This window comes from Pseudoalteromonas sp. T1lg65 (genome assembly GCF_051930985.1).
In the GTDB taxonomy this organism is placed as follows: Bacteria; Pseudomonadota; Gammaproteobacteria; order Enterobacterales; family Alteromonadaceae; genus Pseudoalteromonas.
This window is the reverse complement of sequence record NZ_CP196837.1, coordinates 1,418,289-1,443,144: the sequence shown is the minus strand read 5'-3', so window position 1 is coordinate 1,443,144 and position 24,856 is coordinate 1,418,289. Positions and strand designations below refer to the sequence as shown.

24 protein-coding genes and 1 pseudogene are annotated in these 24,856 nt (G+C 42.1%); 4 read left to right on the top strand and 21 right to left on the bottom strand.

All coding sequences use genetic code 11. The features are described 5' to 3' along the window. Positions 1–3: 3 nt before the first annotated feature. The 7 genes from ispC to rpsB form a co-directional block, all read right to left on the bottom strand. Positions 4–1,194, bottom strand: a complete 1,191-nt coding sequence (gene ispC / locus ACSLBF_RS06220) for a 1-deoxy-D-xylulose-5-phosphate reductoisomerase (protein WP_440055738.1) — start codon at positions 1,192–1,194, stop codon at positions 4–6. Further along, positions 1,191–2,057 carry a phosphatidate cytidylyltransferase gene (locus tag ACSLBF_RS06215; protein ID WP_440055737.1) on the bottom strand — a complete coding sequence of 289 codons (867 nt, stop codon included), beginning with the start codon at positions 2,055–2,057 and terminating at the stop codon, positions 1,191–1,193. The genes ispC and ACSLBF_RS06215 overlap by 4 nt, the downstream gene beginning before the upstream one ends. A 10-nt stretch (positions 2,058–2,067) precedes the next feature. Beyond that, positions 2,068–2,841, bottom strand: coding sequence for an isoprenyl transferase (locus ACSLBF_RS06210; RefSeq protein ID WP_440055736.1), 774 nt, complete (start codon positions 2,839–2,841; stop codon positions 2,068–2,070). 162 nt (positions 2,842–3,003) lie between these two features. After that, positions 3,004–3,561 (bottom strand): ribosome recycling factor, encoded by a 558-nt coding sequence (gene frr / locus ACSLBF_RS06205; protein ID WP_440055735.1) that lies wholly within the window; start codon positions 3,559–3,561, stop codon positions 3,004–3,006. A gap of 105 nt (positions 3,562–3,666) precedes the next feature. Then, entirely contained in the window at positions 3,667–4,404 is a 738-nt protein-coding gene (gene pyrH / locus ACSLBF_RS06200) for a UMP kinase (RefSeq protein ID WP_440055734.1), read from the bottom strand. Positions 4,405–4,545: 141 nt separating this feature from the next. After that, on the bottom strand, positions 4,546–5,397 hold the full coding sequence (tsf, locus tag ACSLBF_RS06195; RefSeq protein WP_440055733.1) for a translation elongation factor Ts: 852 nt from the start codon (positions 5,395–5,397) through the stop codon (positions 4,546–4,548). A gap of 180 nt (positions 5,398–5,577) precedes the next feature. Beyond that, positions 5,578–6,306, bottom strand: a complete 729-nt coding sequence (gene rpsB, locus ACSLBF_RS06190) for a 30S ribosomal protein S2 (RefSeq protein WP_440055732.1) — start codon at positions 6,304–6,306, stop codon at positions 5,578–5,580. Between the two features lie 276 nt (positions 6,307–6,582). Here rpsB and map point away from each other — a divergent pair, with 276 nt between their 5' ends. Beyond that, on the top strand, positions 6,583–7,368 hold the full coding sequence (map, locus tag ACSLBF_RS06185; protein WP_440055731.1) for a type I methionyl aminopeptidase: 786 nt from the start codon (positions 6,583–6,585) through the stop codon (positions 7,366–7,368). 80 nt (positions 7,369–7,448) lie between these two features. Here map and ACSLBF_RS06180 read toward each other — a convergent pair whose 3' ends face one another. Next, positions 7,449–7,826, bottom strand: coding sequence for a hypothetical protein (locus ACSLBF_RS06180; RefSeq protein ID WP_440055730.1), 378 nt, complete (start codon positions 7,824–7,826; stop codon positions 7,449–7,451). 227 nt (positions 7,827–8,053) lie between these two features. Between ACSLBF_RS06180 and glnD the strand changes: the two genes are divergently transcribed. Both glnD and dapD read left to right on the top strand, forming a co-directional pair. Continuing rightward, complete coding sequence (gene glnD / locus ACSLBF_RS06175; protein ID WP_440055729.1) at positions 8,054–10,672, top strand: [protein-PII] uridylyltransferase; 2,619 nt, start codon at positions 8,054–8,056, stop codon at positions 10,670–10,672. Between the two features lie 9 nt (positions 10,673–10,681). Next, on the top strand, positions 10,682–11,509 hold the full coding sequence (gene dapD, locus ACSLBF_RS06170; protein ID WP_440055728.1) for a 2,3,4,5-tetrahydropyridine-2,6-dicarboxylate N-succinyltransferase: 828 nt from the start codon (positions 10,682–10,684) through the stop codon (positions 11,507–11,509). A gap of 158 nt (positions 11,510–11,667) precedes the next feature. Here dapD and ACSLBF_RS06165 read toward each other — a convergent pair whose 3' ends face one another. From ACSLBF_RS06165 to ACSLBF_RS06140, 6 genes are all read right to left on the bottom strand, one after another. Continuing rightward, complete coding sequence (locus ACSLBF_RS06165; protein ID WP_440055727.1) at positions 11,668–12,159, bottom strand: N-acetyltransferase family protein; 492 nt, start codon at positions 12,157–12,159, stop codon at positions 11,668–11,670. Between the two features lie 305 nt (positions 12,160–12,464). Beyond that, positions 12,465–12,872, bottom strand: a complete 408-nt coding sequence (locus ACSLBF_RS06160) for a VOC family protein (protein ID WP_440055726.1) — start codon at positions 12,870–12,872, stop codon at positions 12,465–12,467. A gap of 71 nt (positions 12,873–12,943) precedes the next feature. Continuing rightward, entirely contained in the window at positions 12,944–13,363 is a 420-nt protein-coding gene (locus ACSLBF_RS06155) for a helix-turn-helix domain-containing protein (RefSeq protein WP_440055725.1), read from the bottom strand. A 281-nt stretch (positions 13,364–13,644) separates the two neighbouring features. Then, positions 13,645–14,733: a S41 family peptidase gene (locus ACSLBF_RS06150; protein WP_440055724.1), complete on the bottom strand. Its 1,089-nt coding sequence runs from the start codon at positions 14,731–14,733 to the stop codon at positions 13,645–13,647. A gap of 516 nt (positions 14,734–15,249) precedes the next feature. Beyond that, positions 15,250–15,792, bottom strand: coding sequence for a hypothetical protein (locus tag ACSLBF_RS06145; RefSeq protein ID WP_440055723.1), 543 nt, complete (start codon positions 15,790–15,792; stop codon positions 15,250–15,252). Positions 15,793–15,982: 190 nt separating this feature from the next. Then, complete coding sequence (locus ACSLBF_RS06140; protein ID WP_440055722.1) at positions 15,983–16,471, bottom strand: DUF1579 domain-containing protein; 489 nt, start codon at positions 16,469–16,471, stop codon at positions 15,983–15,985. Positions 16,472–16,646: 175 nt separating this feature from the next. Here ACSLBF_RS06140 and ACSLBF_RS06135 point away from each other — a divergent pair. Then, positions 16,647–16,885, top strand: a pseudogene (locus ACSLBF_RS06135) (transposase); the annotation flags it as partial. Between the two features lie 54 nt (positions 16,886–16,939). Here ACSLBF_RS06135 and ACSLBF_RS06130 read toward each other — a convergent pair. From ACSLBF_RS06130 to lepA, 7 genes are all read right to left on the bottom strand, one after another. After that, a complete protein-coding gene (locus tag ACSLBF_RS06130; RefSeq protein ID WP_440055721.1) occupies positions 16,940–18,985 on the bottom strand; it encodes a TonB-dependent receptor in 2,046 nt (681 codons plus the stop codon). 65 nt (positions 18,986–19,050) lie between these two features. Beyond that, positions 19,051–19,785, bottom strand: coding sequence for a pyridoxine 5'-phosphate synthase (gene pdxJ, locus ACSLBF_RS06125; RefSeq protein ID WP_440055720.1), 735 nt, complete (start codon positions 19,783–19,785; stop codon positions 19,051–19,053). Positions 19,786–19,815: 30 nt separating this feature from the next. Further along, entirely contained in the window at positions 19,816–20,508 is a 693-nt protein-coding gene (recO, locus tag ACSLBF_RS06120; protein ID WP_440055719.1) for a DNA repair protein RecO, read from the bottom strand. After that, positions 20,509–21,408, bottom strand: a complete 900-nt coding sequence (era, locus tag ACSLBF_RS06115) for a GTPase Era (RefSeq protein ID WP_440055718.1) — start codon at positions 21,406–21,408, stop codon at positions 20,509–20,511. Next, positions 21,398–22,075, bottom strand: a complete 678-nt coding sequence (gene rnc / locus ACSLBF_RS06110; protein ID WP_440055717.1) for a ribonuclease III — start codon at positions 22,073–22,075, stop codon at positions 21,398–21,400. Before rnc ends, era begins: the two co-directional genes overlap by 11 nt. Positions 22,076–22,077: 2 nt before the next feature. Beyond that, positions 22,078–23,013 carry a signal peptidase I gene (gene lepB / locus ACSLBF_RS06105; RefSeq protein ID WP_440055716.1) on the bottom strand — a complete coding sequence of 312 codons (936 nt, stop codon included), beginning with the start codon at positions 23,011–23,013 and terminating at the stop codon, positions 22,078–22,080. 12 nt (positions 23,014–23,025) lie between these two features. After that, entirely contained in the window at positions 23,026–24,813 is a 1,788-nt protein-coding gene (gene lepA, locus ACSLBF_RS06100) for a translation elongation factor 4 (protein ID WP_440055715.1), read from the bottom strand. Between the last annotated feature and the right edge of the window lie 43 nt (positions 24,814–24,856).

Below are 24,856 nucleotides of genomic sequence, written 5' to 3'. Positions count from 1 at the left end.
TCGCTACCTCATTGAAGCAATTATTTGCTCAGCGACTCGCCTTGCACGGCGGTCTGTTTCCATTATTGATTCAATGGATTTTAATACGGAGAGCTCACTCAGCTCAAGCGTTTGCGCATTTACTCGATAAATATCACAAAACCCAATTTGCTTATTTAAAAACGCTGCTACGGCGACTTCATTGGCAGCATTTAACGTTGTCGTTGCAGCCTGCCCCGCAGAACATGCATCGATTGCGAGCTGCAAATTTGGATAACGAGCATAGTCCGGTTTGGTAAAAGTGAAGTCTACAATACTTGCGAAATCTAAAGGCTCAACTCCAGCGTCGATGCGCTCTGGGTAAGCCAGACCATAAGCAATTGGCGTACGCATATCTGGCTGTCCCATTTGGGCAATCACTGAGCCATCACGATATTGCACCATAGAGTGGATCATACTCTGTGGATGAATAACAACTTCGATGTCATCAGCTTGGCAATTGAATAACCATTTCGCTTCAATGAATTCCAAACCTTTATTCATCATTGTCGCAGAGTCAACTGAGATTTTTTGCCCCATCGACCAGTTGGGATGGGCGACAGCTTCTTCTACGGTAACCGATTCGAGAGACTTGATATCACGGTGCAAAAATGGACCACCTGAGCCCGTTAGTAATATTTTACTGATCCCACATTTGTGAATCGAGTCTACACTTCCGTTTTGTGCCTGTTGTGGTAAACATTGATAAATTGCATTGTGCTCACTATCAATCGGTAACAATGTTGCGCCATGCTGCTTAACTTTGTCCATAAACAGCTGGCCGCTCATCACTAAAGATTCTTTATTCGCCAATAAAACTTTCTTACCGGCTTCGACTGCTGAAAGCGTAGGAAGTAAACCTGCGGCCCCAACAATAGCAGACATCACTATATCAACATCGACATGGGAAGCGATGTCTTGCATTTCTACCACCCCCGCTAGTACTTCAGTTTCAGTACTTGCAAGTATATCGGCTAAGGCCTTGGCGGCAGCTTGCTCGTCCATAATGGCGTAGCGAGGCTTATGCTTGAAACACAGTTGCGCCATTTTTTCAACGTTACGCCCTGCTGCTAAAGCGTAAACTTGATATCGAGACGGATTACGTTCAACAACATCTAAGGTCGACAAGCCGATTGAACCGGTCGCGCCAAGTACCACGAGTTGCTGAGCACTCATAACACCACCGTCCATGCGTAACAAAACGCAAAAATGGGTGCTGCGGCAGTCAAACTATCTATTCGATCTAAAATACCACCATGACCGGGCAAACAACGTCCAGAGTCTTTCAGTCCAACTTCACGTTTGAACATACTTTCTAACAGATCTCCGACGGCAGAAAACAACGCAATAATAATGGTCATTGCAGCGTAGATTGGCCACAGGCTTTTCTCCACTTGTGCATAATGACAAAAGATAACAACAAAAATTACAGCTGTGATCACGCCGCCAATTAACCCTTCAATGGTTTTATTCGGGCTTACTTTTGGCATCAGTTTACGTTTACCGAAGTTTTTCCCCGCGAAATAAGCACCAATGTCTGCACTCCATACGATGCCAAGCACCACCATTATGAGGATGGAGCCAATATGCTCGCCTTCGTGGTAACTTGCACTACGCATTACGTTTAAAGCAAGCCAGAGAGGGATCAACGTCAACAAGCCTGCAATTGAGCGCATCATTACGCCTTCACTCCATGCACTAGACATTCGCGGATATTTAAATACCAAAAAGGTAGCTACGAGCCACCATGCAAAAGACAGGGTAAAAACATAATTGGCGTCAGCAACGAGCTTGCCCTGCAGCCACAGGTGCTCAATAGGCCAGTGGCTATTCAACAGCCCAATAATGCCACCCATCACTGCGACAAAACCAAAGCGTTGCATATTGGATTTGAGTCCAGCTAAGGCTGACCATTCCCAAGCACCAAGCAATACAATTAATGCTGCAATTGTACTAAATAGCGCAAGCGGTGTATAAAACACCAAAAGTAAAGCCAGCGGCGCTAACACGACTGACGTTAGAATACGTTGTTTTAACAAATTAGAGCCCTTAACTTGTTGCGTCTTTCTCGGCTAGGAGTTGTTTTATTTGTTCACCCGTACAACCGAACCTTCTCTCTCTTGAGACATAACACGCTATTGCTTCTGAAAAAGCTTGTTCGTCAAAATCAGGCCAGAGTGTTGGTGTAAAATAGAGTTCAGCATAAGCTGCTTGCCATAACAGGAAGTTGCTAATCCGATAATCTCCACCAGTACGAATAAGTAAATCAAGATCCGCTTGTTCTGCCATCGCCATTTGTTCCGACATCAGCTTCTCTGTGATTTCACTTGCTTGTAGTTCTCCACTTGCCACTCGTGCTGCAAGCGTTTGCGCAGCTTGAGTGATATCCCAGCGCCCACCATAGTTCGCAGCTATGTTTAAGTAAAGCCCAGTATTGTCTTTGGTCAATGCTTGGGCTTCATTCACACGTTGTTGCAGGCTATCTGGAAAACGAGAAAGATCACCAATAATAGTTAATTTTACGTTGTTCTTATGTAGTTTTTTGACTTCTTTTGACAGCACGTAGAGAAACAGCTCCATGAGCGTGCTGACTTCATCTTCAGGTCTACGCCAATTTTCACTGCTAAAAGCAAAAAGAGTGAGCGACTCTATGCCCAATTTAGAACAAAACTGGACTGCATTTCGAACTGACTCAACACCTTTTTTATGGCCAAAAGCGCGTGGGCGTTTTCTGGCTTGAGCCCAACGACCGTTACCATCCATAATGATAGCAACATGCTTTGGCAATGATTGCTGTGAAATGACCTCAGCTTCTAAAACCATAATTCCAATTTAAGTGAAAAAAAACGCCGTCCAGTATACCCTAGACGGCGCTTCATACCTAATTAATTTATCTTTGTACCCAACTAGATACGAACTGATTGATTATAAAAAAATCGATATTCGTACATCTACAAATGACATTGGATGATAAATAATCAGTGTTTAAATTTCCATTAACTCTGCTTCTTTCGCGCTTAGTTGTGTATCCATTTCTTTAACGAACTTATCCGTCAACTTTTGGATATCATCTTCCGCCTGACGCGCTTCATCTTCAGATATTTCTTTATCTTTAAGCAGAGACTTAATATCGCCGTTTGCGTCGCGACGAATATTACGCACCGCTACACGGCCTGACTCAACTTCACCACGTACAATCTTGATTAAGTCTTTGCGACGCTCTTCCGTTAACGGAGGAAGTGGAACACGAATCACAGTGCCCGCTGACATTGGGTTCAACCCCAGATCAGATGACATAATCGCTTTTTCTACAGCCTGCGCTAATGATTTATCAAACACACTAATAGCCAGTGTGCGAGAGTCTTCTGTGGTTACATTAGCCACCTGATTTAATGGCGTATCTGCACCATAGTAAGAAACGGTGATGCCATCAAGAAGCGCAGGGTGAGCGCGACCCGTGCGAATTTTAGATAGTTGGCTTGCTAATGCTGCAACACTTTTTTTCATGCGCTCTTGCGCGTCTTTTTTAATATCTTCGATCACAATGCTATCCTAGTCTGTCGTTGTTATGCTTAGTCTGTTTGCGTTGTACTTACTACAATAATAGCAATCAAAACAACGCAACATAATTTACATAATCAGCAAAAATTATTCAGCTACCTGTGAAGAAATCAGAGTACCTTCTTCTTCACCCATGATAACGCGTTTTAGCGCGCCAGGTTTGTTCATGTTAAATACACTAATTGGCATATTATGGTCACGCGCCAAAGTAAATGCCGCTAAGTCCATAACTTTTAATTCTTTTTCAATTACTTCATCATACTTCAAATGACGATACAGTGTTGCATCTGGGTTTTTAACCGGGTCATCACTAAAAACACCGTCAACTTTGGTTGCTTTAATCACTGTGTCTGCTTCAATTTCAATACCGCGTAAGCATGCTGCAGAGTCTGTGGTAAAGAATGGATTACCCGTACCTGCGGCGAAGATAACCACTCTGCCAGATTTCAACAAACTAATCGCTTCAGCCCAATTATACGCGTCACAAACACCATTCAGCGGAATTGCAGACATCAAACGAGCGTTAACAAAAGCACGGTGTAATGCATCACGCATTGCCAAGCCGTTCATCACTGTCGCTAACATTCCCATGTGGTCACCCACTACTCGATTCATACCAGCTTCTGCAAGAGAGCCACCACGTAAGAAGTTACCGCCGCCGATAACTAAACCCACTTCTACGTCGAGTTCTACTAACTCTTTGATTTCTTGCGCCATGCGATCCAACACCTTAGGATCGATACCAAAGCCTTCATCTCCCATTAAAGCTTCACCACTAAGCTTAAGAAGAACGCGTCTAAAAACAGGTTTTCGATTGATAGTCATAATTTCCGGGCCAATTTAAAGTGAGGTAAAAAATAACCGCGCTTATGATTCACATAAATGCGCGGTTATTTTAGAGAATTTTCAGCAGTGACGCAAAAGCAAATATCAGCTTTTGCATCACTAGACGAATCACCTAAGTGATTACTCGCCTTTCGCCGCAGCGATTTGCGCTGCTACTTCAGCTGCAAAGTCTTCTTCTTTCTTCTCGATACCTTCACCTACTTCTAGGCGAACGAATGAAGAAACTGTTGCATTGTTCTCTTTAAGATAGTCACCAACTGACTTCTTAGGCTCCATGATGAACGGTTGACCAGTAAGAGAGATCTCACCAGTGAACTTCTTCATACGACCTACAACCATTTTCTCAGCGATTTCAGCAGGCTTACCTTCGTTCATCGCGATTTCAACTTGTACTGCTTTTTCTTTCTCTACAACTTCAGCAGGTACGTCTTCTGGGTTTAGGTAGTCAGGCTTAGAAGCAGCTACGTGCATAGCTACGTGCTTAAGCGTTTCTTCTTCAGCGTTACCAGCAACAACAACACCGATACGCTCACCGTGACGGTAAGAAACTAGTTTCTCGCCTTGGATGTAAGCAACACGACGGATGTTCATGTTCTCACCAATCTTAGCAACAAGAGCAACACGAGTTTCTTCAAACTTAGCTTGTAATTCTTCGATGCTTAGTTGCTCAGCTACAGCTGCGTCAGCAACTTCGTTAGCAAAACCTAGGAAGCTTCCGTCTTTTGCAACGAAGTCAGTTTGACAGTTAACTTCAACTAGTGCAGCAAAACCTTCGCCTTGCTTGATGATGATAGTACCTTCAGCAGCGATGTTACCTGCTTTTTTCGCAGCTTTAGCAGCACCACTTTTACGCATGTTTTCGATTGCAAGATCGATATCACCGTTAGTTTCAGTTAGTGCTTTTTTACAATCCATCATGCCAGCGCCTGTGCGCTCACGAAGTTCTTTTACTAGGGCAGCAGTTACAGCCATTAGAATATCCTCAAATCTGAATTCAGTTCTTGAAAAACCAACTCGGGGTTGGCTTAGATCCGTTATTTTTCAAGTCGTCCTCGGCAAACAACGGGATAAGCAGTCTATCGCTTATAAAGAATATCAAGTCTTCATCAAAAATTGATGAAGACTTGATGACAGCTAATACCTATCAGGTAATTACTCAGCTTCTACGAAGTCGTCGCTTTCAGCTTGAGCAACGATGTTGCTTTCACGACCTTCAGTGATAGCTGCAGCAACTGCGCCAGTGTAAAGCTGGATAGCGCGGATTGCGTCGTCGTTACCAGGAACGATGAAGTCAACGCCGTCTGGGTTTGAGTTAGTATCAACTACTGATACTACTGGAATACCTAGGTTGTTAGCTTCACGGATAGCGATGTGCTCGTGGTCTGCATCGATAACAAAGATAGCGTCTGGAAGACCGCCCATGTCTTTGATACCGCCAAGGCTTTTCTCAAGCTTTTGCATTTCACGAGTAAGCATTAGTGCTTCTTTCTTAGTAAGCTTCTCAAAAGTACCGTCTTGGCTTTGACTTTCAAGGTCTTTAAGACGCTTGATTGATTGACGAACTGTTTTCCAGTTAGTCAACATACCACCTAACCAACGGTGATTTACGTAGAACTGCTCACTTTGGATAGCCGCTTCTTTAACTGCTTCGCTTGCAGCGCGCTTAGTACCAACGAAAAGGATTTTACCTTTGTTAGAAGCAACGTTCGAAAGGAACTTAAGAGCGTCGTTGAATAAAGGTACTGTCTTTTCTAGGTTGATGATATGAACACGGTTACGAGCGCCGAAGATGTAAGGTTTCATCTTAGGGTTCCAGTAACGAGCTTGGTGACCGAAGTGAACACCAGCTTGAAGCATATCGCGCATTGAAACGTTTGCCATTGTATATTTCCTCTAATAGTTAGGGTTAGGCCTCCACATATCCCATAGCACCAACATGTTGGCGATTATCGCTTTCATGCACCCAAGTGTATGTGTCGATATGTGTGTGTGTTAATATTAATTAAATGTGTGTTGTCCTAAATACAAACATTCCCCACAAGGAAGAATTATTTGTAAAATGACGGCGCGCTTTATACCATATATAAAGAATTAACTCAATCATATGCATAAAAAACGTGCATATTAATTGTTCATCGAAACCGACTTGGAGTCTGAATGAGTGCAGTGATAAAAACCCCTGAAGAAATCGAAAAAATGCGTGTTGCCGGGCGCTTAGCCGCGGAAGTACTAGAAATGATCGAGCCTTATGTGAAGCCAGGGGTCACTACTGACGAATTAAACACGATTTGCCACAATTATATCGTTGATGAGCAAGGAGCGATTCCTGCACCACTGAACTATCACGGCTTTCCTAAATCTATTTGTACTTCGGTAAACCATGTTATTTGTCACGGTATTCCGAATGATAAGCCGCTAAAAGAAGGTGACATCATTAATATTGACGTGACTGTAATTAAAGATGGCTATCACGGCGATACATCCAAGATGTTTTACGTTGGCACGCCAACAATTCAAGGTAAACGCCTAAGTGAAATTACCCAAGAGAGCCTATATCTAGCAATTAAAATGGTAAAACCGGGGGTCCGCTTGGGTGATATCGGCTCAGCCATTCAAAAATTTGCCGAAGGTTTCAATTACTCGATTGTACGCGAATACTGTGGTCACGGTATTGGTAAAGAGTTCCATGAAGAGCCACAAGTGATGCACTACGGTAAGCCGGGCACTGGGGAAGTGTTAAAAGCAGGTATGTGTTTAACTATCGAGCCAATGGTCAACGCAGGTAAGCGTCAATGCAAACTGTTAAAAGACGAATGGACCGTGGTCACTAAAGACAGAAGTTTGTCAGCACAGTGGGAACACACCTTGCTGGTTACTGATAACGGTGTTGAGATCCTTACACTTCGTAGTGATGAAACGATTGATAGAGTGATTGAGCACTAAACACTTCTATCAACTTGAAGTGCCAAACTATTTTGCTTGGCACTTTGAGCAAACTAAAAGTTACTTTCTGTAAGCCAAAATTAACCCCAAGCGTAACAAAGCCAACCTGGGCCAACACCGATATTTTCACAACGGTACGAGGGGTAACGTGATGAACCTGTTTTAGCTTGCCAAGCGGCGATCGCATTTGCCGTGCCATTCGCTTCAGAATACCCATAGGCCTGCACACGTACAACTTCACCGCCACCGTTACTCACTAACGTTCCAGTGCACTGCCAAGGAGCTCCCATAGATAAACGTCTGCAGGTAATTGACACCGCTCTCCCATTAGCCCAGTTTTCCACTGCTTGACGAGCTTCTGCCTCAGTTCCACCATAAGCGCTATAGCCAGTTGCAGCACTTGCTATGGTTGAAAACAACAACGCGCCAGCTAATACAAGTTTACTTTTTATGTTCATTTTTCGTCTCCTTCGTTAAAATCCTGTTTATTATTTGATCACAAAATTTTGTAAGTAAATAAGGGACGGTTGAAAAATATTCAATCGCCTTGGCTTACTGTTCGCTTACTCGTCCTGCTTTAAATTTATTCATTTAAGCCAGTGGTTAGGTCTCGTTACTCGCAATTTTCTCTCACTTCGTGTAAAAATGACCTCTATTGTTTTTGCGCACAAAACAGGAAGCCTAAGTGGCCTTACCCAATAAAGTCAAAACGCTGCTTGATGAAGCATCTGATCTCGCTGAATACAAAGATTGCTTAGCGTACTTTTACAAATGGCTTAAAAATCAATTTACTAAGCAGCCAGTTCGACACTTAATCAATGCGCGTGCTGAATTTATTGATAGGCTGTTAATTAAACTGTTTAATGAAACTGAACTAGCCCTTGATCCAGACCTTGCGCTTATAGCCATTGGCGGATATGGCCGAGGTGAGCTTCACCCCTATTCTGATATTGACTTTTTAGTGCTCACCAAAGAGATCCCTTGCGAGCAAACCACAAAAAACCTAGAACGCTTTGTCACCTTTTTGTGGGACTTAAATTTAGATATTGGACACAGTGTTCAGACTCATGAGCAAGTATTAGAGCAGAAGCAAGATGATGTACATTTCACTACAAGTTTGTTAGAAAGTAGGCTGATCTGTGGTAATCATGTTGGTTATGAGAAACTAAAACACCACATCGTTGAAACCCCAATTTGGCAATCTCGTGACTTTTTCCTCGCCAAAGTGGAGGAGCAACACCAACGGCATAAAAAATGCCATGGCACGGCGTATAACTTAGAGCCAAACGTAAAGGAAAACCCGGGCGGTTTACGTGATATACAGACTATCTTTTGGGTGGCCAAAAAGCACTTTCATGTTGAAACGCTCGAAGAATTAATTAACCATGGTTACCTCACTCACGAAGAGTATCAAGAGTTACTCGAGTGTATCGAAAACCTCTGGAATATTCGATTTGCACTGCATTTAGCTGCGAACCGCAGCGAAAATAGATTATTATTTGACCACCAGCCTCATGCTGCTGAACTTCTTGGTTTTGGGGCCGAAGGCAAAGCCTCTGTCGAACGGATGATGAAGCGGCTATTCAGAATTATGAGCCGGGTGCGTGAAATGAACCAAATGCTGCTTTCATACTTTGAACAAAGTATTGTTCCAGAGCAAAGCGAACAAGAAGCCGTGCCCTTGGATAGAAACTTCGAGCGGATCGGGAAAAAAATTCGCGTAAAAAACCCTTCAGTATTTTTCCGTCGTGAAAATATCTTTGTGTTGTTCGAACATATCGCAGATAACCCTGCAATCACACAGATAGACCCTAGTACTATTCGCAGTATGCGTCAGGTACGTCGTCGCCTGTTAGGTGATTTGCAAGATTATGCTGGCTGTCGAGATGCGTTTCTGCGTCTACTAAAACATCCCAATGGTATGGGCCGTGCTTTCACGTTAATGCACAAACACGGCATCATCGCCGCTTATTTACCACAATGGCGAAATATTTTTGGGCAAATGCAGTTCGATTTATTTCATGCATACACAGTCGATGAACATACCCATAAGCTGATCAATAATATCTACCAGTACTTTAATAAAGAGCGGATCAGTGAGTTCCCTATTTGCTCAGAAATCGTTACTCGCATGGACAAGCCTGAGCTTTTGTATTTAGCCGGGATTTTCCACGACATTGCAAAAGGTCGTGGTGGCGATCACTCAGAACTAGGCGCCGTTGATGCCATGGCATTTACAAAGTTACATGGCTTCACACAGTCCGATGCCAAACTGGTTGCATGGCTGGTACAAAACCATTTGCTCATGTCGGTTACCGCACAACGCAAGGACATTAATGACCCGGACGTGATCGCAGAGTTTGCGCATAAAGTGAAGAACGAACGCCAACTCGACTACTTGTATTGCTTAACTGTGGCTGATATTCGCGCAACCAATGACAACCTTTGGAATGATTGGAAAAACACCCTGCTTCGCGAACTGTATTTGCACACACAAAGAGCATTAAGACTTGGCCTTGAAAACCCAATGGATATGCGTGATCAGATCCGAGATAAAAAGCATCAAGCTAAGCAAAGGCTACTCAATAAAGGTAATGAAGAAAGCTTCATTGACCTTATCTGGTCAAGGTTTAAGGCCAATTACTTTACCGCTTTTAGTGAGCAGCAAATTTCTTGGCACACCGAGCATTTACTAAAATCGGATGACTTAAGTCAGCCAAGTGTTATCGTGTCTGCAAAGCCCATGCATGGTGGCACTCAAGTTTTTGTCTACAGTCCTTATGAAGCCACATTATTTACTAAGTTAGTGAGTGCTATTGGCTCCAAAAAAGCACAAATTCAACATGCGCAAGTCATGACGACAAAAGACGATTACATGGTTTTTAGCTTCGTAATACTTGAAGTAAACGGTGAGCCTCTCAGCACAGGTCGTGCAGGAAGTATTCGCAAAGGACTTGAGTCGATTTTACGAGATCCGAAAAAGAAAATTCGTATCAAGAAAAACCGTTCGCAAAAATTTAAAGATTTTAATATCAAGCCCAAAGTCGTGATCCGTCCACATGCCCGAGACGATAGAAACTTAATTGAAATTCAAGCAATTGATATTCCGGGGTTACTTACTAAGATTGCGGAAGTGTTTCAAGACTATTCACTGCATATTCACGCAGCAAGAATTACAACGGTCGGCGAACGTGCCGAAGACTTTTTCGTGGTATCAGATCAAAATTACAAAGCGCTTGATGAAATGGCCAAAGCCGAGCTTCACCGAGCATTACTTAAAAAATTAAACGCAGAAACAGATTAAGAGGAAAGTATGTCTGATTTAAAAACAATCATTGAAAACGCTTGGGAAAATCGTGATGGGATCAGCCCAAGTTCGGTGTCAGACGAAGTGAAAGGAGCTATCGTACAAGCACTGCATCTGCTAGATACTGGCGCTGCACGTGTAGCAGAAAAACTCAGTGGTGAGTGGGTTGTACATCAGTGGCTTAAAAAGGCCGTATTACTGTCGTTTCGCATCCGTGATAATCAACCAATGAGCGACGGTGTAAACCAGTTCTACGACAAAGTACCACTTAAGTTTTCTGACTATACACCTGAGCAATTTCAGCAACAAGGTATGCGCGTCGTACCTAACGCTGTAGCAAGAAAAGGCAGCTTTGTTGGCAAAAACGTGGTGTTAATGCCCTCTTACGTGAATATTGGCGCCTATGTAGATGAAGGCACTATGGTTGATACATGGGCAACGGTGGGATCATGTGCGCAAATCGGTAAAAATGTACATTTATCTGGCGGTGTTGGCATTGGTGGTGTTTTAGAGCCGTTACAGGCAAATCCAACTATTATCGAGGACAATTGCTTCATTGGTGCGCGCTCAGAAATCGTTGAAGGCGTGATTGTTGAAGAAGGCGCTGTTATCTCAATGGGTGTTTACATTTCACAAAGTACGCGTATCTATGACCGTGAAACTGGTGAAATTCACTACGGACGAGTACCCGCTGGTGCAGTTGTCGTACCAGGATCACTACCAAGTAAAGATGGTTCTCACAGCCTGTACGCAGCCATTATCGTCAAGAAAGTAGATCAGCAAACTCGTGAAAAAGTTGGGATCAATGCCCTACTTCGCTCTTTAGACGACTAGCATCTCGAGCATTAATAAAGTCTATTGACTGTCAGACAAAACGGGTCAAAGCCAATCAAATCTGACAGTCAAATTTTGCCAACGTTTGTATTTACTTGAGTAATATTACGGGACCTTGAGCGTCTGGCTCTATGTGCAAAAAGAGGGGTTGGTCCATCCTAGTCTCTGCCAATAATTTTACTACGCCTTTCCATAAGGATAACATCACGCCAAATACCAGTCATCTTGCCGAGCTTTTCACGAATACCTAATTGACGAAAGCCATTACGACTATGGACTTTAATACTGGCTATATTTTCTGGAAATATAGCAGCTTGTAACATCCAAATATTATTTCGCTCCGACTCTAGTATTAGCTGTGATAATAATTTTTGGCCAATCCTCTTTCCTCGCTCACTAGCTACAACATATACACTCACTTCTGCCACACCAGAATATACGTCGCGGCCTGAGATTGGTGAAATGGCTGCCCACCCCAACACGTTATCATGCTCTACCGCTACCAAACGCGAATGCTCATGCATTGATCCATTCCATTCTTCCCAGCTTTTAGGTGTTAATTGAAATGTAGCGTTTCCTGTATCAATACCTTGCTGATAAATCGCTTTGATAAACGGAAAATCAGTTTGCTCAAAATGTCGAATAAGCACTAGGCTCTCCTTTGGCAAATAACAAATGAAACGAACTTCAACCATCGAAACAGCGCGCTGCAAAACTTTTCTGCTTGACCATTTGTATGTGTTAAACCGATAAACTAGGAGACATCTATTTTCTCGCTATCTTCAAGTTAGTTGCCACACGACTGCTTCTATTTACCGACATAAATAGCTTCTTAGGCTTGCTATCAATAGCAATAACAAATAGACAGAATAAAGTTGTTTTAAACGCTCTTTCCCTGAAATACAAAATTTAAAACGGCGCCGCGTGCGGCACCTAGCTGGACTTGCATCATTTTTTACCGTTGAACTAGACTAAACCAATTTCCTGAATTGTCGACAGCCATAGCTTCGATACCGTAAAGCTGTTCGGTGGGTGGTTGGAAAAACTCCACCCCTTGAGCAACCAGATCTTCATAGGTTTTCTGACAGTTTTCAGTTTCAAAAACCCCTGCGCCAAATGCGCCTTCTGCAATTAAACTACGAATTTTTTCCGCTGAGTCCTTGGTAAACATCGGACCCTCTTTTGGCTCAGCCAATACTAACTGAAGTTGTGGTTTGGATTTTGGATATACAGTTAGCCATCTAAAACCTCCCTCCACTTTCATATCGTCACCGACCTCGAAACCAAGCTTGTTTTTGTAAAAATCAAGCGCTTCGTCTTGATTAAGTACATATATTGTTGCGTGCGCTATAGATGTGATCATTGCTACATTTCCTGTTGTTAACTCATTCTTATTTTATATAAATATTCAAAGTGATATTTCTCCAATATTGCTCACTTGGGTAATTTGCCCAAAAAATGGTAGGCATAACATGCCGGTATTATCTGTGAAGGAAAACGATATGCTTCTGTAGACAAAGCCCACAGCTTACGACGGTATAAAGTTGGAGCCATACCGACTTGCTTTAGAAATAACGACGAAAAGCTACCAAGGCTTGTATAACCGACTTTCTCACAGACTTCTGAAATACTATAATTTTCCGTAATAAGCATTTTTTTCGCTTGCTCGACTCTAAGCCGAATTAAGAACTCGTTGGGTGTTTCTCCGTAAACCTGCTTGAAAACACGCAAAAAGTGATAAGGAGACATATATGAGCTCTTTGCTATATCAGCTAAGCTAAGCGCTGTTTGAAAATTGTCTTTAATATAATCCCTGCTAGCATTCAGTCTTTTAACCTTATAGTTCGTAGCCATAAATCTCCCTTTACCCCCTATAAAACGAATACACATGACTGACTAGTGTGGACTGTTAGCCGTCTTGCCCAAGGGTTATCTCGGCGTTATCGACATGAATACACACCTTCATCATTGAGCTTTAATGTCTTGCTGGCGCTACCTTACTGCATTCTTTACTGTGATTTTTTAAGGAGCAATAAGCTGTCAAACTTTAGCCTAGACAAAACTTTTGGCCAATCAAATTTGAGTGACTGTCAAGTTGTTAGATACTCAGTTAGAGTAGATAGATACTTACTCCGTTAATTCGCGCGACTTGTCGACGTCGCAATGAGTGAGTTGTTACTCGTCAATTCCACAAGTTTGGAATCAATTTCCTTTATTTGATGCTTGTCATTTGTTGACTTTTTAACTTCATTAAGTGCTAATTTATACGCAACATTTAAAGCATGCTCGCGTGAGGCTTCAATATGCGGCTTAACACCAACTGTTTCCCAATTTGTCTTTGTTACTGGATTAATTGACTTGGCTATTGGAATACCAGCTCTAAAATCATTTCCTAATTGATAAAACTGCCAAGGATTTGCACCACCTTTCGTTGTTTCACCCACTAAGGTGGCTCGCTTAAGGTGTTTTAAGTTATAAGCAAATTCTTCTGCCGCTGAAAATGTATCACTGCTCGTTAGTATGTATATGGGTATATCTAACTTGGTTGGAACACTAACATTATCAAAGGTAAGAAATTCACGAGTGGTGTCAGTCGTTCGCCAGTAGATACTATTTAAATGGGTATTAGGTTTTAAAAAATAGCTACTAATGAATTGCACCATTTCAGCACTGCCGCCACCATTTTTACGGAGATCAAATACTAGAGCGTCTGCGTTAGAGACAAATCCCATAACACCTTTTGCTATTTTCTTTGAGCGCTCTGATAATGCATCAAATCCCCAAAAATCGACATAACCTATATTGCCATCAAGTATTTCAATTCGATTAAATCCTGAATTTTTGCGACTTAATTTGGCAAACCAAGGTTCATGATTGGTTTTATTATTTTGACTTTCATGTGGGCTTTGCCATTGCACAGTAAAGTGCTTATCAAACTTTTGTAGTTCTGAGGTTAGTACAGATGCAAATTGTTCTTGTGACTGGCTATTAGTAAATTCAGGACTGGTTTTAAACTTTTCAAGAGCACTTGAGATTTTATCTATCTTGTTTACTTCAACATATCTTTGCTTAATATTGTCTTTAAGAGAGTCCAAAATATTAGTTTTATCAATATCACTGATGTCAGCGTGTACCAATGGGGAAAAAATAACAAAGCCAACAAAAAAAATACCATCCCTAATTTTCATTTTATATCCTCTATTAGCTTGGTAATATCCCACCATATTGGGAGTAATTTTTTAAAATATTATTTCCCAGATTAACTCAAAAACCCTAAGTTTACTATTTACCTTTTGAAGGGTTGCCAGCGTTGAGCCGATACCAATTTTATAGCCTTGCTTCCAAGAATGGCTTTTTCTTTACTCAACTAAAACATGAAAAAAATAAACATAGGTACGTGACTCCGCGCCATGTTCTAAATAGGCTAATAGAAAGAATAAAAGTACAGATAGAAAAACGATTTTTTGACGCTTTATGAATATTTGAGTCTTCCTTACAACATAACGCTTGCCGTAAACGGCAAAAAAAGCGGCTACAATTCGCGACCTAGAAGCACAGACAAACATCCAAATTTGAGTGCCGGTTGGTTAAATTTTGTTTCCTTTAAATTTTTCTTTTTTAATTGTCTGATTAAATGCCTTGTTTAAGCTATATTTCCGCGTACTTGACCGTTGAGTTCTCTTTAAGAAGAAGCAAACAAGTAACCAGATAAAGAGGTACTTGATATATTCACGGCACTCCTATCTTTCAGCCTGCTTACCAAAGTGATCGACTGAAAAACTAAATAGCACCTTAATTAAAAAGAACGCACTAACCATCAGAAACCAGTTTGAAAGCGGCAGGTAGATTAGCAACAATATGCCATAACACATTAAATTCGCAGCAATAAAGCATTGAATCCGAGTCCCTTTCAAAGCATTGACTATAAATGCTGATACTATGGTGAAACCCCAGATAATCATTGCACTATCCAACGGCTCAGATAGCAGCCAAGCTACAGCTAAAATATGCACATGGATAGCAATGAATATAAGACGATTTTTTGGCCGCTGCGAATAGTATTCGTTCGTACCATAGCTGAAATTAGCAATGCACCCTGCCAGTACATCGGCGATGACTAGGAAAGCTAACATTGATTTCCAATTGTCTAGCTCTACGCCAGCAACTAAGTAAATAACCCAACTACCAACTAAGGCAAAAACCAACGTACAACCAACTTCCAATAGTGATTGTTTTTCCCCGAGCACTTCGAAAAGAAACTCAGGAGTTTTAAAATACTTCATTATCTACTCACCATCTACTCACCACTTCCTTGCCCGATAACCTGAGGGATAAATTGCCCCCAAATTCCAGATGAACGCCTTAATAAGTGGCAAATTTTGTTGTACTGTTTTTTGCGAGCGATACGGGTTGGCAAAAAACGGTACGACAAAATTTAACCCATAAATCCATGTGTAAGCTTGTTACAACATACTAATTTTTAGGAGTGAATTCCATTAACCAATTAGTTTCCCAAGTTTCTCCGTTATCTTTGGAAAACGCTTGTTCCCATTTAGGTTTTATGGGGTTAGTTGAATTCCAAAGAAATCTTACTTTAATTGGCGCATCATTGTAGACTTCATCCGCATAGAATTGTCCAATCCCTTCGGAGAATTTACCAACAACTGGTGTATCTAATGCATTCGGGTTTCGACCATCTAGCCACCAGATAGACCACTCTCCAGTTTCAGAATTATACGAACGAATAGCTTTTGCTCTTACTGACAAATCAGGGAAATTAAGTTGGACATCTTCGATATTTCCATAGCCGCCAAGGGTCTTTACGGTTGAAGATAACCCATTAAACTCAATCCATTCTTCACCGCCGTTTAGTATATCTTTTAAGCGACGATGCTTTACATTCCAATCACCAATTATGAAGTCAAAATCTCGTGGCGCATTCGGTTCTAAATCCAGTAACATCTTACTACCTTGTTTATTGTCTTAATTTTAAAACACAATAACACGAAGACTGTGTATTTATACAGCAAAAAAAATCGCTAGTACTTAATCGCTGACACCCACCACTAAATTTGTGACACCCCAAGGTGTCGTCTACTATTTATTTCTGTACTCAAAGGATTGAGGAAATCAAACGATGGCAACTGCTCGCAAAAAGCAAATCAGTTTAACCGACACCAAATACTACCAATGTATCTCTTGCTGTGTAATGCGTGCATTTCTATGCGGCGAAGATAAACTCACTGGAAAATCATACGAACATCGCCGTGATTGGGTTGAAGAAAAGCTCCTGATGATGGAGGCTGTGTTTTGTATCGATGTCTCTGTGCTTATGCTGTGATGAATAATCATACTCACATTTACATAAACTCCAAAGCTGGGCTAAAGCAGAAATAGAAAAAGCTTAGCCCTTTCTATTTCTAACATTTTCTACCATTGGTAATCGACGCTTAATAGCACGTTTCTTGGCTTACCCGGAAAGTATCTATCACCACTAAAACTGGTGTAATCTGCCCTTTCAGCATAGCGCTCATCCAGTAAGTTTTTCACCCTAAAAGTTAGCGCTAACTTCGGATCAAGTTGCCACTTTACATGTGCTGATAACAATGTGTGGCCTGAATATTGGTGTTGATTTTCTGGATCGGTAAAATAGCGACTTAGTGCATGCCAATTAAGCTGGGTTGTAAGTGTACTAGTTGGTTGCCATTTAAGTGCAATGTTCGCGACGTTTCTGGGGGCGGTATCCATGGCATTACCGCGAATATTGATCTGCGATAATACTCGGTCAAAGTCATAGCTATGTTTAGCGTGGCTATAAGCCATCGCGATATGCCAAGCAGCAGTCAATTTATAGTCTAGTTCTAACTCCATCCCTTTGTGTACAGAGCGGCCATCATTAATGTAGAAAAAGTCACTGTCTCTAAGAATAACTTGTTCCTTTTGCATCTGATAAATCGCCCCTTGCAATTGCAGTGAATCGCGTTCGAGCTTAATACCTAATTCAATGTTCTTGGCTTGCTCTTCTTCAAGTTCCGCTTTAGATTGCGCCCTTTGTAACTGGTACAACTCAGAAGTTTGTGGAGCACGATATCCTTGCGAAATATTGCCATAAAAGAGCAAATCTTCATTCCATTGATAGCTAATCGCCACTTTCGGCGAAAAATAGGAGAAACTATCTTTTCCCGACGGTGGACGATGATACCTGCACCCACCCATGCCACAGGCACTACCATCTTCCTTTAAACGACCAGCCAACATCGCGTTGGTATAATCGTACTTCATGGACTCGAAGCGCCCCCCTATTTCTGCATTCCAAGGGCCTGAACGCCAGTTTACAGAAACAAATGGCGCAAGTTGCCAGGCGTTAACTTGATAGTCATAATGTTTACCTTGCGGTATGGTTTGTTGCAAGAATGCTGAGCCTTGGGTCGGGTTAGGCTGATATTGCAGCATTTCACCTTGCGTATATTCACCGTCAAACCCACCACGCACAAGCCAACTGTCAGCAAAGGCATGGCTCATCAGTGACTGAAAGCCCATACCACGTTGGTTATTTTCTTCAATTGGTTGGCCTGGTAAAAAGTGCTTTAAAAAATCCATTTTCTGATATCTAACATACGGTTTTATAAGTACTTTAGTACTATCATCAGCCAACCATGAAACTTCACTCCACGCTCGTAATGAAGTGGCATTGCGATAGGCTTCTGGGTTGTCATTTTGTTTGGCTAAATCGCGGTCTTTATAACTGTCTTTGCCTGTAATATATCCTGCGGTGTGTTGCTCCAAATGGGTAAAGGTTAAACCGTTCGTTATCGTTGCCCATTCATTATCAGCATGATGACGTAGTGATATTTTATGCTGTTTTACGCTCTCATCATTACGATAGCCACGGTCATCTGTGACACTTAATGCTACACCAATCCCGTGAGCTTCACTGCCACTTTGATACTTTGCGCGGCGATATCCGTATGAACCAAGATCGAGTGCTGCCCGCTGTTCATCTGAGATAGTATCAGGGGTGATCACATTTACCACACCATGCACAGCATTAGAGCCATACATTACGCTTCCGGGGCCTTTAAGCACTTCAATTCTCTGCGCAACTTCAAAATGTGACTCGAATAACTCGTTGATATTGCAAAAGCCAGCAGCTCTTAGTGGAATACCATCTTCTGCTGTTAACAGCCCGCCACATGCACCTGCACCTGTTAACACCGGAGAGCGTAACGCTGGTAAGTATTCTTGACCATTTCCATGTTGCACATTAGCGCCTGCAACCAGTCTTAGTGCTTTTTCGATATGTGTGACCCCGATTGCTTCTAGTTGTGCTTCATTCAGCTGGCTAATCGATAAAGGTATCGTTTGATTGGTTTGTGTTATTCGACTCGCTGTGGTTGTGATCACTTCAATCTCTGATTCATTTGCAGACGTGGATAAAGCCACAGGCAAAAACAGCAAAATATAGTTAAGTTTCAAAATAAGATTCCTGATACAAAGAAAGGGCAAATAGCCCTTTTTTTTTACAATAGTTAATTATCCTATCAAGCCTGACGTGCTTCGATCATTAGACGCTTCATATCTCTAACCGCTTTTTCCAAACCATCTATCGCTGCACGGGCAACGATGGCGTGACCGATATTTAGCTCATAGATCTCTGGCATTGCAGCAATTGGCTTAACATTGTGGTAATGCAAACCATGTCCCGCATTGACGATTATTCCTAAGCTGTGGGCATACTTTACACCTTCACGAATGCGCTCAAGTTCTGCTGACATTTCGGCATCATTTTCAGCGTCTGCGTAGGCGCCAGTGTGAATTTCAATGTAAGGGGCACCAGCCTGTTTTGCCGCGTCAATTTGTGCTTTGTCCGCGTCAATAAATAAACTGACCTTTATTCCGGCTGCGGTTAACCTATGCGTGGCAGCCGTAACTTTTTCTAAGTTACCGACTACATCTAACCCACCTTCGGTGGTCAATTCTTCACGTTTTTCTGGCACCAAACAAACGTATTCCGGTTTAACTTCACAAGCGATATCCAACATTTCATCTGTCACTGCAATTTCAAGATTCATACGCGTTTGGATCGTTTTTGCCATCACGTAAACGTCTCTATCTTGAATATGACGTCTATCTTCACGAAGGTGAATGGTAATGCCATCTGCGCCGGCATGTTCAGCAACAGACGCTGCATGGGCCGGATCTGGATAGCTAGTGCCTCGCGCTTGGCGCAAGGTGGCAATATGATCTACGTTTACGCCGAGTAAAATATCTTTCATTGTATATCCCTTGATAAACCGTAACGTAAGTTACTTTTTGGAAATAAATAATTCTCTACTTTTGAGGCCTTGTTTACCAATTAAAGGGCTCATTAGTTTTCTTGTTAATTGTTTCGCAGCTCTTCTCACTGCGATATCCTCATAGACTTGTTGCGCCATGGCAAGCAGCACACTACCATCAAACGTATCAAGCTCCTGTCCAACCGCAACAAAGCCATATTCAGCAATAAATTTATACGCTTTGTTTGGCTTAATCGTTTCACCTTCTGCGTCAAACTCTAGCTCAACACCAAATCCCAGTTCCGTGAGTAGCTGCAGTTCATAACTTCGTAAAATAGGTTCCACATCAATTTCTTTTGCTAAGCGTGCTAGATGATGTCGATACAGTTCATAAACCTGTTCTAGCGGTTCATTAACTGGTACCACTTTCTGAGTAAGTTCATTCAAATACAGACCACAATATAGTTGCGTACCAACTAGATTTACTTGGTCATCGCTCGGTTCAAAACGATTGAGATATTTGAAGTCGTAGCGACCCGCGTATTGTAATAGGAGTTTTGAGAAGGGACGAAGCTGTGCATTGTGTTTTAACGATTGCTTGCCCTTAACTCGGGCAAGCATTTTAATTTGGCCTATTCCTTCAACAAGCACATCCAGTAAAATTTGCGAGTCGCTGTAAGGTCTGCGGTGCAATAGATAGGCTTGTCGAAAGTCGCTATCCAATCAGTCCTCTCCGTATCCTAAGCTACGTAGAGCACGCTCGTCATCGGCCCAGCCAGACTTCACTTTTACCCAACATTCTAGGTAAACCTTATTATCCAGCATATCTTCTAAATCTTTACGCGCTTCGCGGCCAATGACCTTTAGTTTTTCGCCTTTATTTCCAATCACCATGCGTTTTTGTGATTCGCGTTCAACTAAAATGAGCGCATTGATTTGCCAAACGCCATTTTCTTGCCATTTAAACTGTTCGATTTCTACTGTCACTGAATACGGTAACTCATCACCCATAAAGCGCATGAGTTTCTCTCGCACTATTTCAGCGGCTAGAAAACGCATAGAGCGGTCAGTAACGTAATCTTCTGGAAAGTAAAACTCACTTTCAGGAAGGCACTTGCGAACTTCGTCTTTAATAATATCGACGTTTTTACCGCTTTTGGCTGATATAGGCACAATGCCAACAAAGTTACCTTGCTCACTCAACCACTGGATATGTGGCATGATCAGGTCTTTGTCTTTAACTTGGTCAGTTTTGTTCATTACCACTAAAACACGACGACCACTATCTCGCACTTTATTAAGTACCATTTCATCATCTTTGTTCCAGTGTGTACCTTCAACAACGAAAATGACCAGCTCAACATCACCTATCGAACTGGATGCAGCTCTATTCATAAGGCGGTTAATAGCACGTTTTTCTTCAACGTGTAGACCAGGAGTATCAACATAGACAGCTTGATAGTTGTCTTCCGTGTGAATCCCCATGATACGGTGACGCGTTGTTTGCGGTTTACGTGAGGTGATACTCACTTTTTGCTCAACTAATTTATTAAGCAATGTTGATTTACCTACGTTAGGTCTACCAACGATGGCAATCATGCCACAGTGTGTGTTAGGCGTCATTTTTCAACATCTTCAGTGCTTTTTCAGCAGCTTTTTGCTCCGCTTTACGTCGCGAGCTGCCTACTGAAATTATACTTCCCATACCTTCCACAATACATTCTACCGTGAACGTTTGATTATGTGCCTGACCTTTAGTATCGATCACTGTATATCCTGGTAATGGCAACTTACGTGCTTGCAAATATTCTTGCAGCAAGGTTTTAGGGTCTTTTTGATTATGCCCCGGTGATATGGCTGTTAGTCTGCTTTCGTACCAAGACAATACCAAATCTCGACATGTGTCTATATCGGAGTCTAAAAATACAGCACCTATAATCGCTTCAACCGCATCTGCAAGCGTTGATTCTCTGCGAAAACCACCACTTTTAAGCTCACCTGGACCCAATCGCAAATAGTCTCCTAGCGCAAATTCAACACCAAACTCAGCCAATGTCTGGCCTCTTACTAGCGTTGAACGCATGCGGCTTAAATCACCTTCACGCGCTTTCGGAAATTGATGGTACAAAGCATTTGCAATCACAAAGCTTAGAATAGAGTCCCCTAAAAATTCGAGGCGCTCGTTGTGCTGGCCTTTATGACTACGGTGTGTCAAAGCCTGCTCAAGCAGCGCCTTATTGGAGAAGGTATACCCTATTTTACTGTATAGTTCTTCTACGTTTTTTTTCATCTTTACTGAATACTACCTAGGCGTTCAAAACGAACACCAGTTGGAACCCAAGACGGCAAAATGCTATCAGGGCCATTTTCAAAATCGAAGCTCATCCAAATAAATACGGCTTTGCCTACCAAGTTTTCATCAGGAACAAAACCCCACATACGACTATCTTGGCTGTTATTTCTGTTATCACCCATCGCAAAGTAGCTGTTTTCAGGTACTATCCATTCGTCACGACGTGTACCCGGTTGTTGGTAATAACGTTCAGTCAGTTCTAACACTTCTGGGTTAATTAAAATATCATGTTCTACATTTGGTAAATGCTCGGTCAAACGCACTAGCTGCATAGAACCTTGTGTGAATTCATCACGATTAACGATATCCACGTCAATTTTATTATATTCACCACAGGTTAAACCGCCCTGCTCTTTCTCACCCTCTGAGCAGTTTGGCTTAATGTAAAGTTGGCGATTACGGTAAACAATTCTATCGCCAGGCAAACCGACGATGCGTTTTATAAAATCTATACGTTCATCTAGCGGGAATTTAAACACCGCAATATCACCACGCTCTGGACTACCAGTTTCTATGACTTTTGAGCGCACAACAGGGTCTTTAATACCGTAAGCGAACTTTTGCACCAAGATAAAATCACCATCAAGTAACGTCGGCATCATAGAGCCAGATGGGATTTGAAACGGCTCAAAAATAAATGAACGGAAAATGGTAATCGCGGCAATCATCGGGAAGATGGATTTTGCGTTTTCAACAATGGCAGGTTCAGGCGCAATCTGTGCAATCACGTCTTCATCTAAAGGAGCTTGTGAAGCTCCTTGCGCAATTGCCAATCTTTCCTGTCTTTTTGGTGCATATAAAAAGTGATCAATAAGCCAAATAAGACCAGATCCTACTGTTAGCAACACCAATATAATTGAAAAATATCCTGCCATTTGTATTTCCTGTTACTTTCCTACTTTAAGTATTGCTAAGAACGCATCTTGAGGTACCTCTACGTTACCTAATTGCTTCATGCGTTTCTTACCCTCTTTTTGCTTTTGCAGTAGCTTTTTCTTACGACTTACGTCACCACCGTAACACTTGGCGATTACGTTTTTACGCAGCTGCTTCACAGTGCTTCGTGCAATTACATGGTTACCAATTGCAGCTTGAATTGCAATATCAAACATTTGACGTGGAATTAGTTCACGTAATGCTTCGGCTAATTGACGACCGCGGCTTTGTGCGCCATCACGATGCACAATAATCGCTAACGCATCAACTCTGTCGCCATTGATTAGAATATCTACGCGAACCATATCCGAGGCTTCAAAACGTTTGAAGTTATAATCAAGCGAGGCAAAACCACGACTGGTTGACTTCAATTTATCAAAAAAGTCCATAACCACTTCAGACATCGGCAACTCGTAAGTCACCGCAACCTGTTTACCGTGATAATTCATTTTGGTTTGCATACCACGTTTTTCAACGCAAAGTGTGATTACATTACCTAGATATTCTTGTGGCACTAAAATATTTGCTTCAACGATAGGTTCACGGATTTCGATGATATCGTTCACGGGTGGTAAATCTGACGGGTTGTCAATTTTCACTACACCGTGTTTGGTCTCAACTTCATAAACCACTGTCGGAGCAGTAGTGATGAGATCCATGTCATATTCGCGCTCTAGACGTTCTTGGATGATTTCCATGTGTAACATACCCAAGAAGCCACAACGGAAACCAAAGCCCAGTGCTGTCGAGTTCTCAGGTTCGAAGAACAACGATGCATCATTTAGGCTTAGTTTATTCAACGCGTCACGGAAGTTCTCATAATCATCTGAAGAGATTGGGAACATACCTGCATAAACTTGCGGCTTAATCTTTTGGAAACCAGGTAAACGTGCAACAGCAGAACCTTTCGCAAGCGTAATAGTATCACCAACGGGTGCACCATGGATGTCTTTAATGCCGGCGATTACAAACCCTACTTCGCCAGTTCTTAAGATGCCGGTGTCAGTTTGCTTTGGCGTGAAAATACCAACTTTATCGACCTGATGAATTTGCTCAGTCGACATAATTTTAATTTTTTCACCCGCTTTAAGTTCACCATTTTTAATCCTAACCAGTGAAACAACCCCTTGATATGGGTCAAACCATGAATCAATGATCAGAGCTTGCAGCGGCTGTTCAGGTTCACCTTGCGGAGGTGGGATATCTCTGACGATCACTTCCAAGACTTCATCAATACCAACGCCAGTCTTAGCGCTACACTGAACAGCATCTAATGCTTCGATACCAACAATGTCTTCGATTTCTTCGGCGACACGCAAAGGATCAGCCTGTGGTAAGTCAATCTTGTTCAACACTGGAATAACTTCCAGGTCCATTTCTAATGCTGTGTAACAGTTGGCAAGTGTCTGCGCTTCTACCCCTTGGCCCGCGTCTACAACCAGAAGCGCTCCTTCACAAGCGGCTAATGAACGAGAAACTTCATAGGTAAAATCGACGTGCCCTGGGGTATCGATAAAATTAAGTTGGTAGGTTTCACCGTCTTTAGCAGTGTAATTCAAAGTAACACTTTGCGCTTTGATGGTGATACCGCGCTCACGCTCAATATCCATCGAATCCAATACCTGCTGCTGCATTTCGCGGTCAGTCAAACCTCCACAAACTTGGATTAAGCGGTCAGATAACGTCGATTTTCCATGGTCAATGTGGGCGATAATAGAAAAATTACGGATATGCTTCATATACTGGATTCTAAACTTCTGTTAGTCACAAATAGAGATTAAG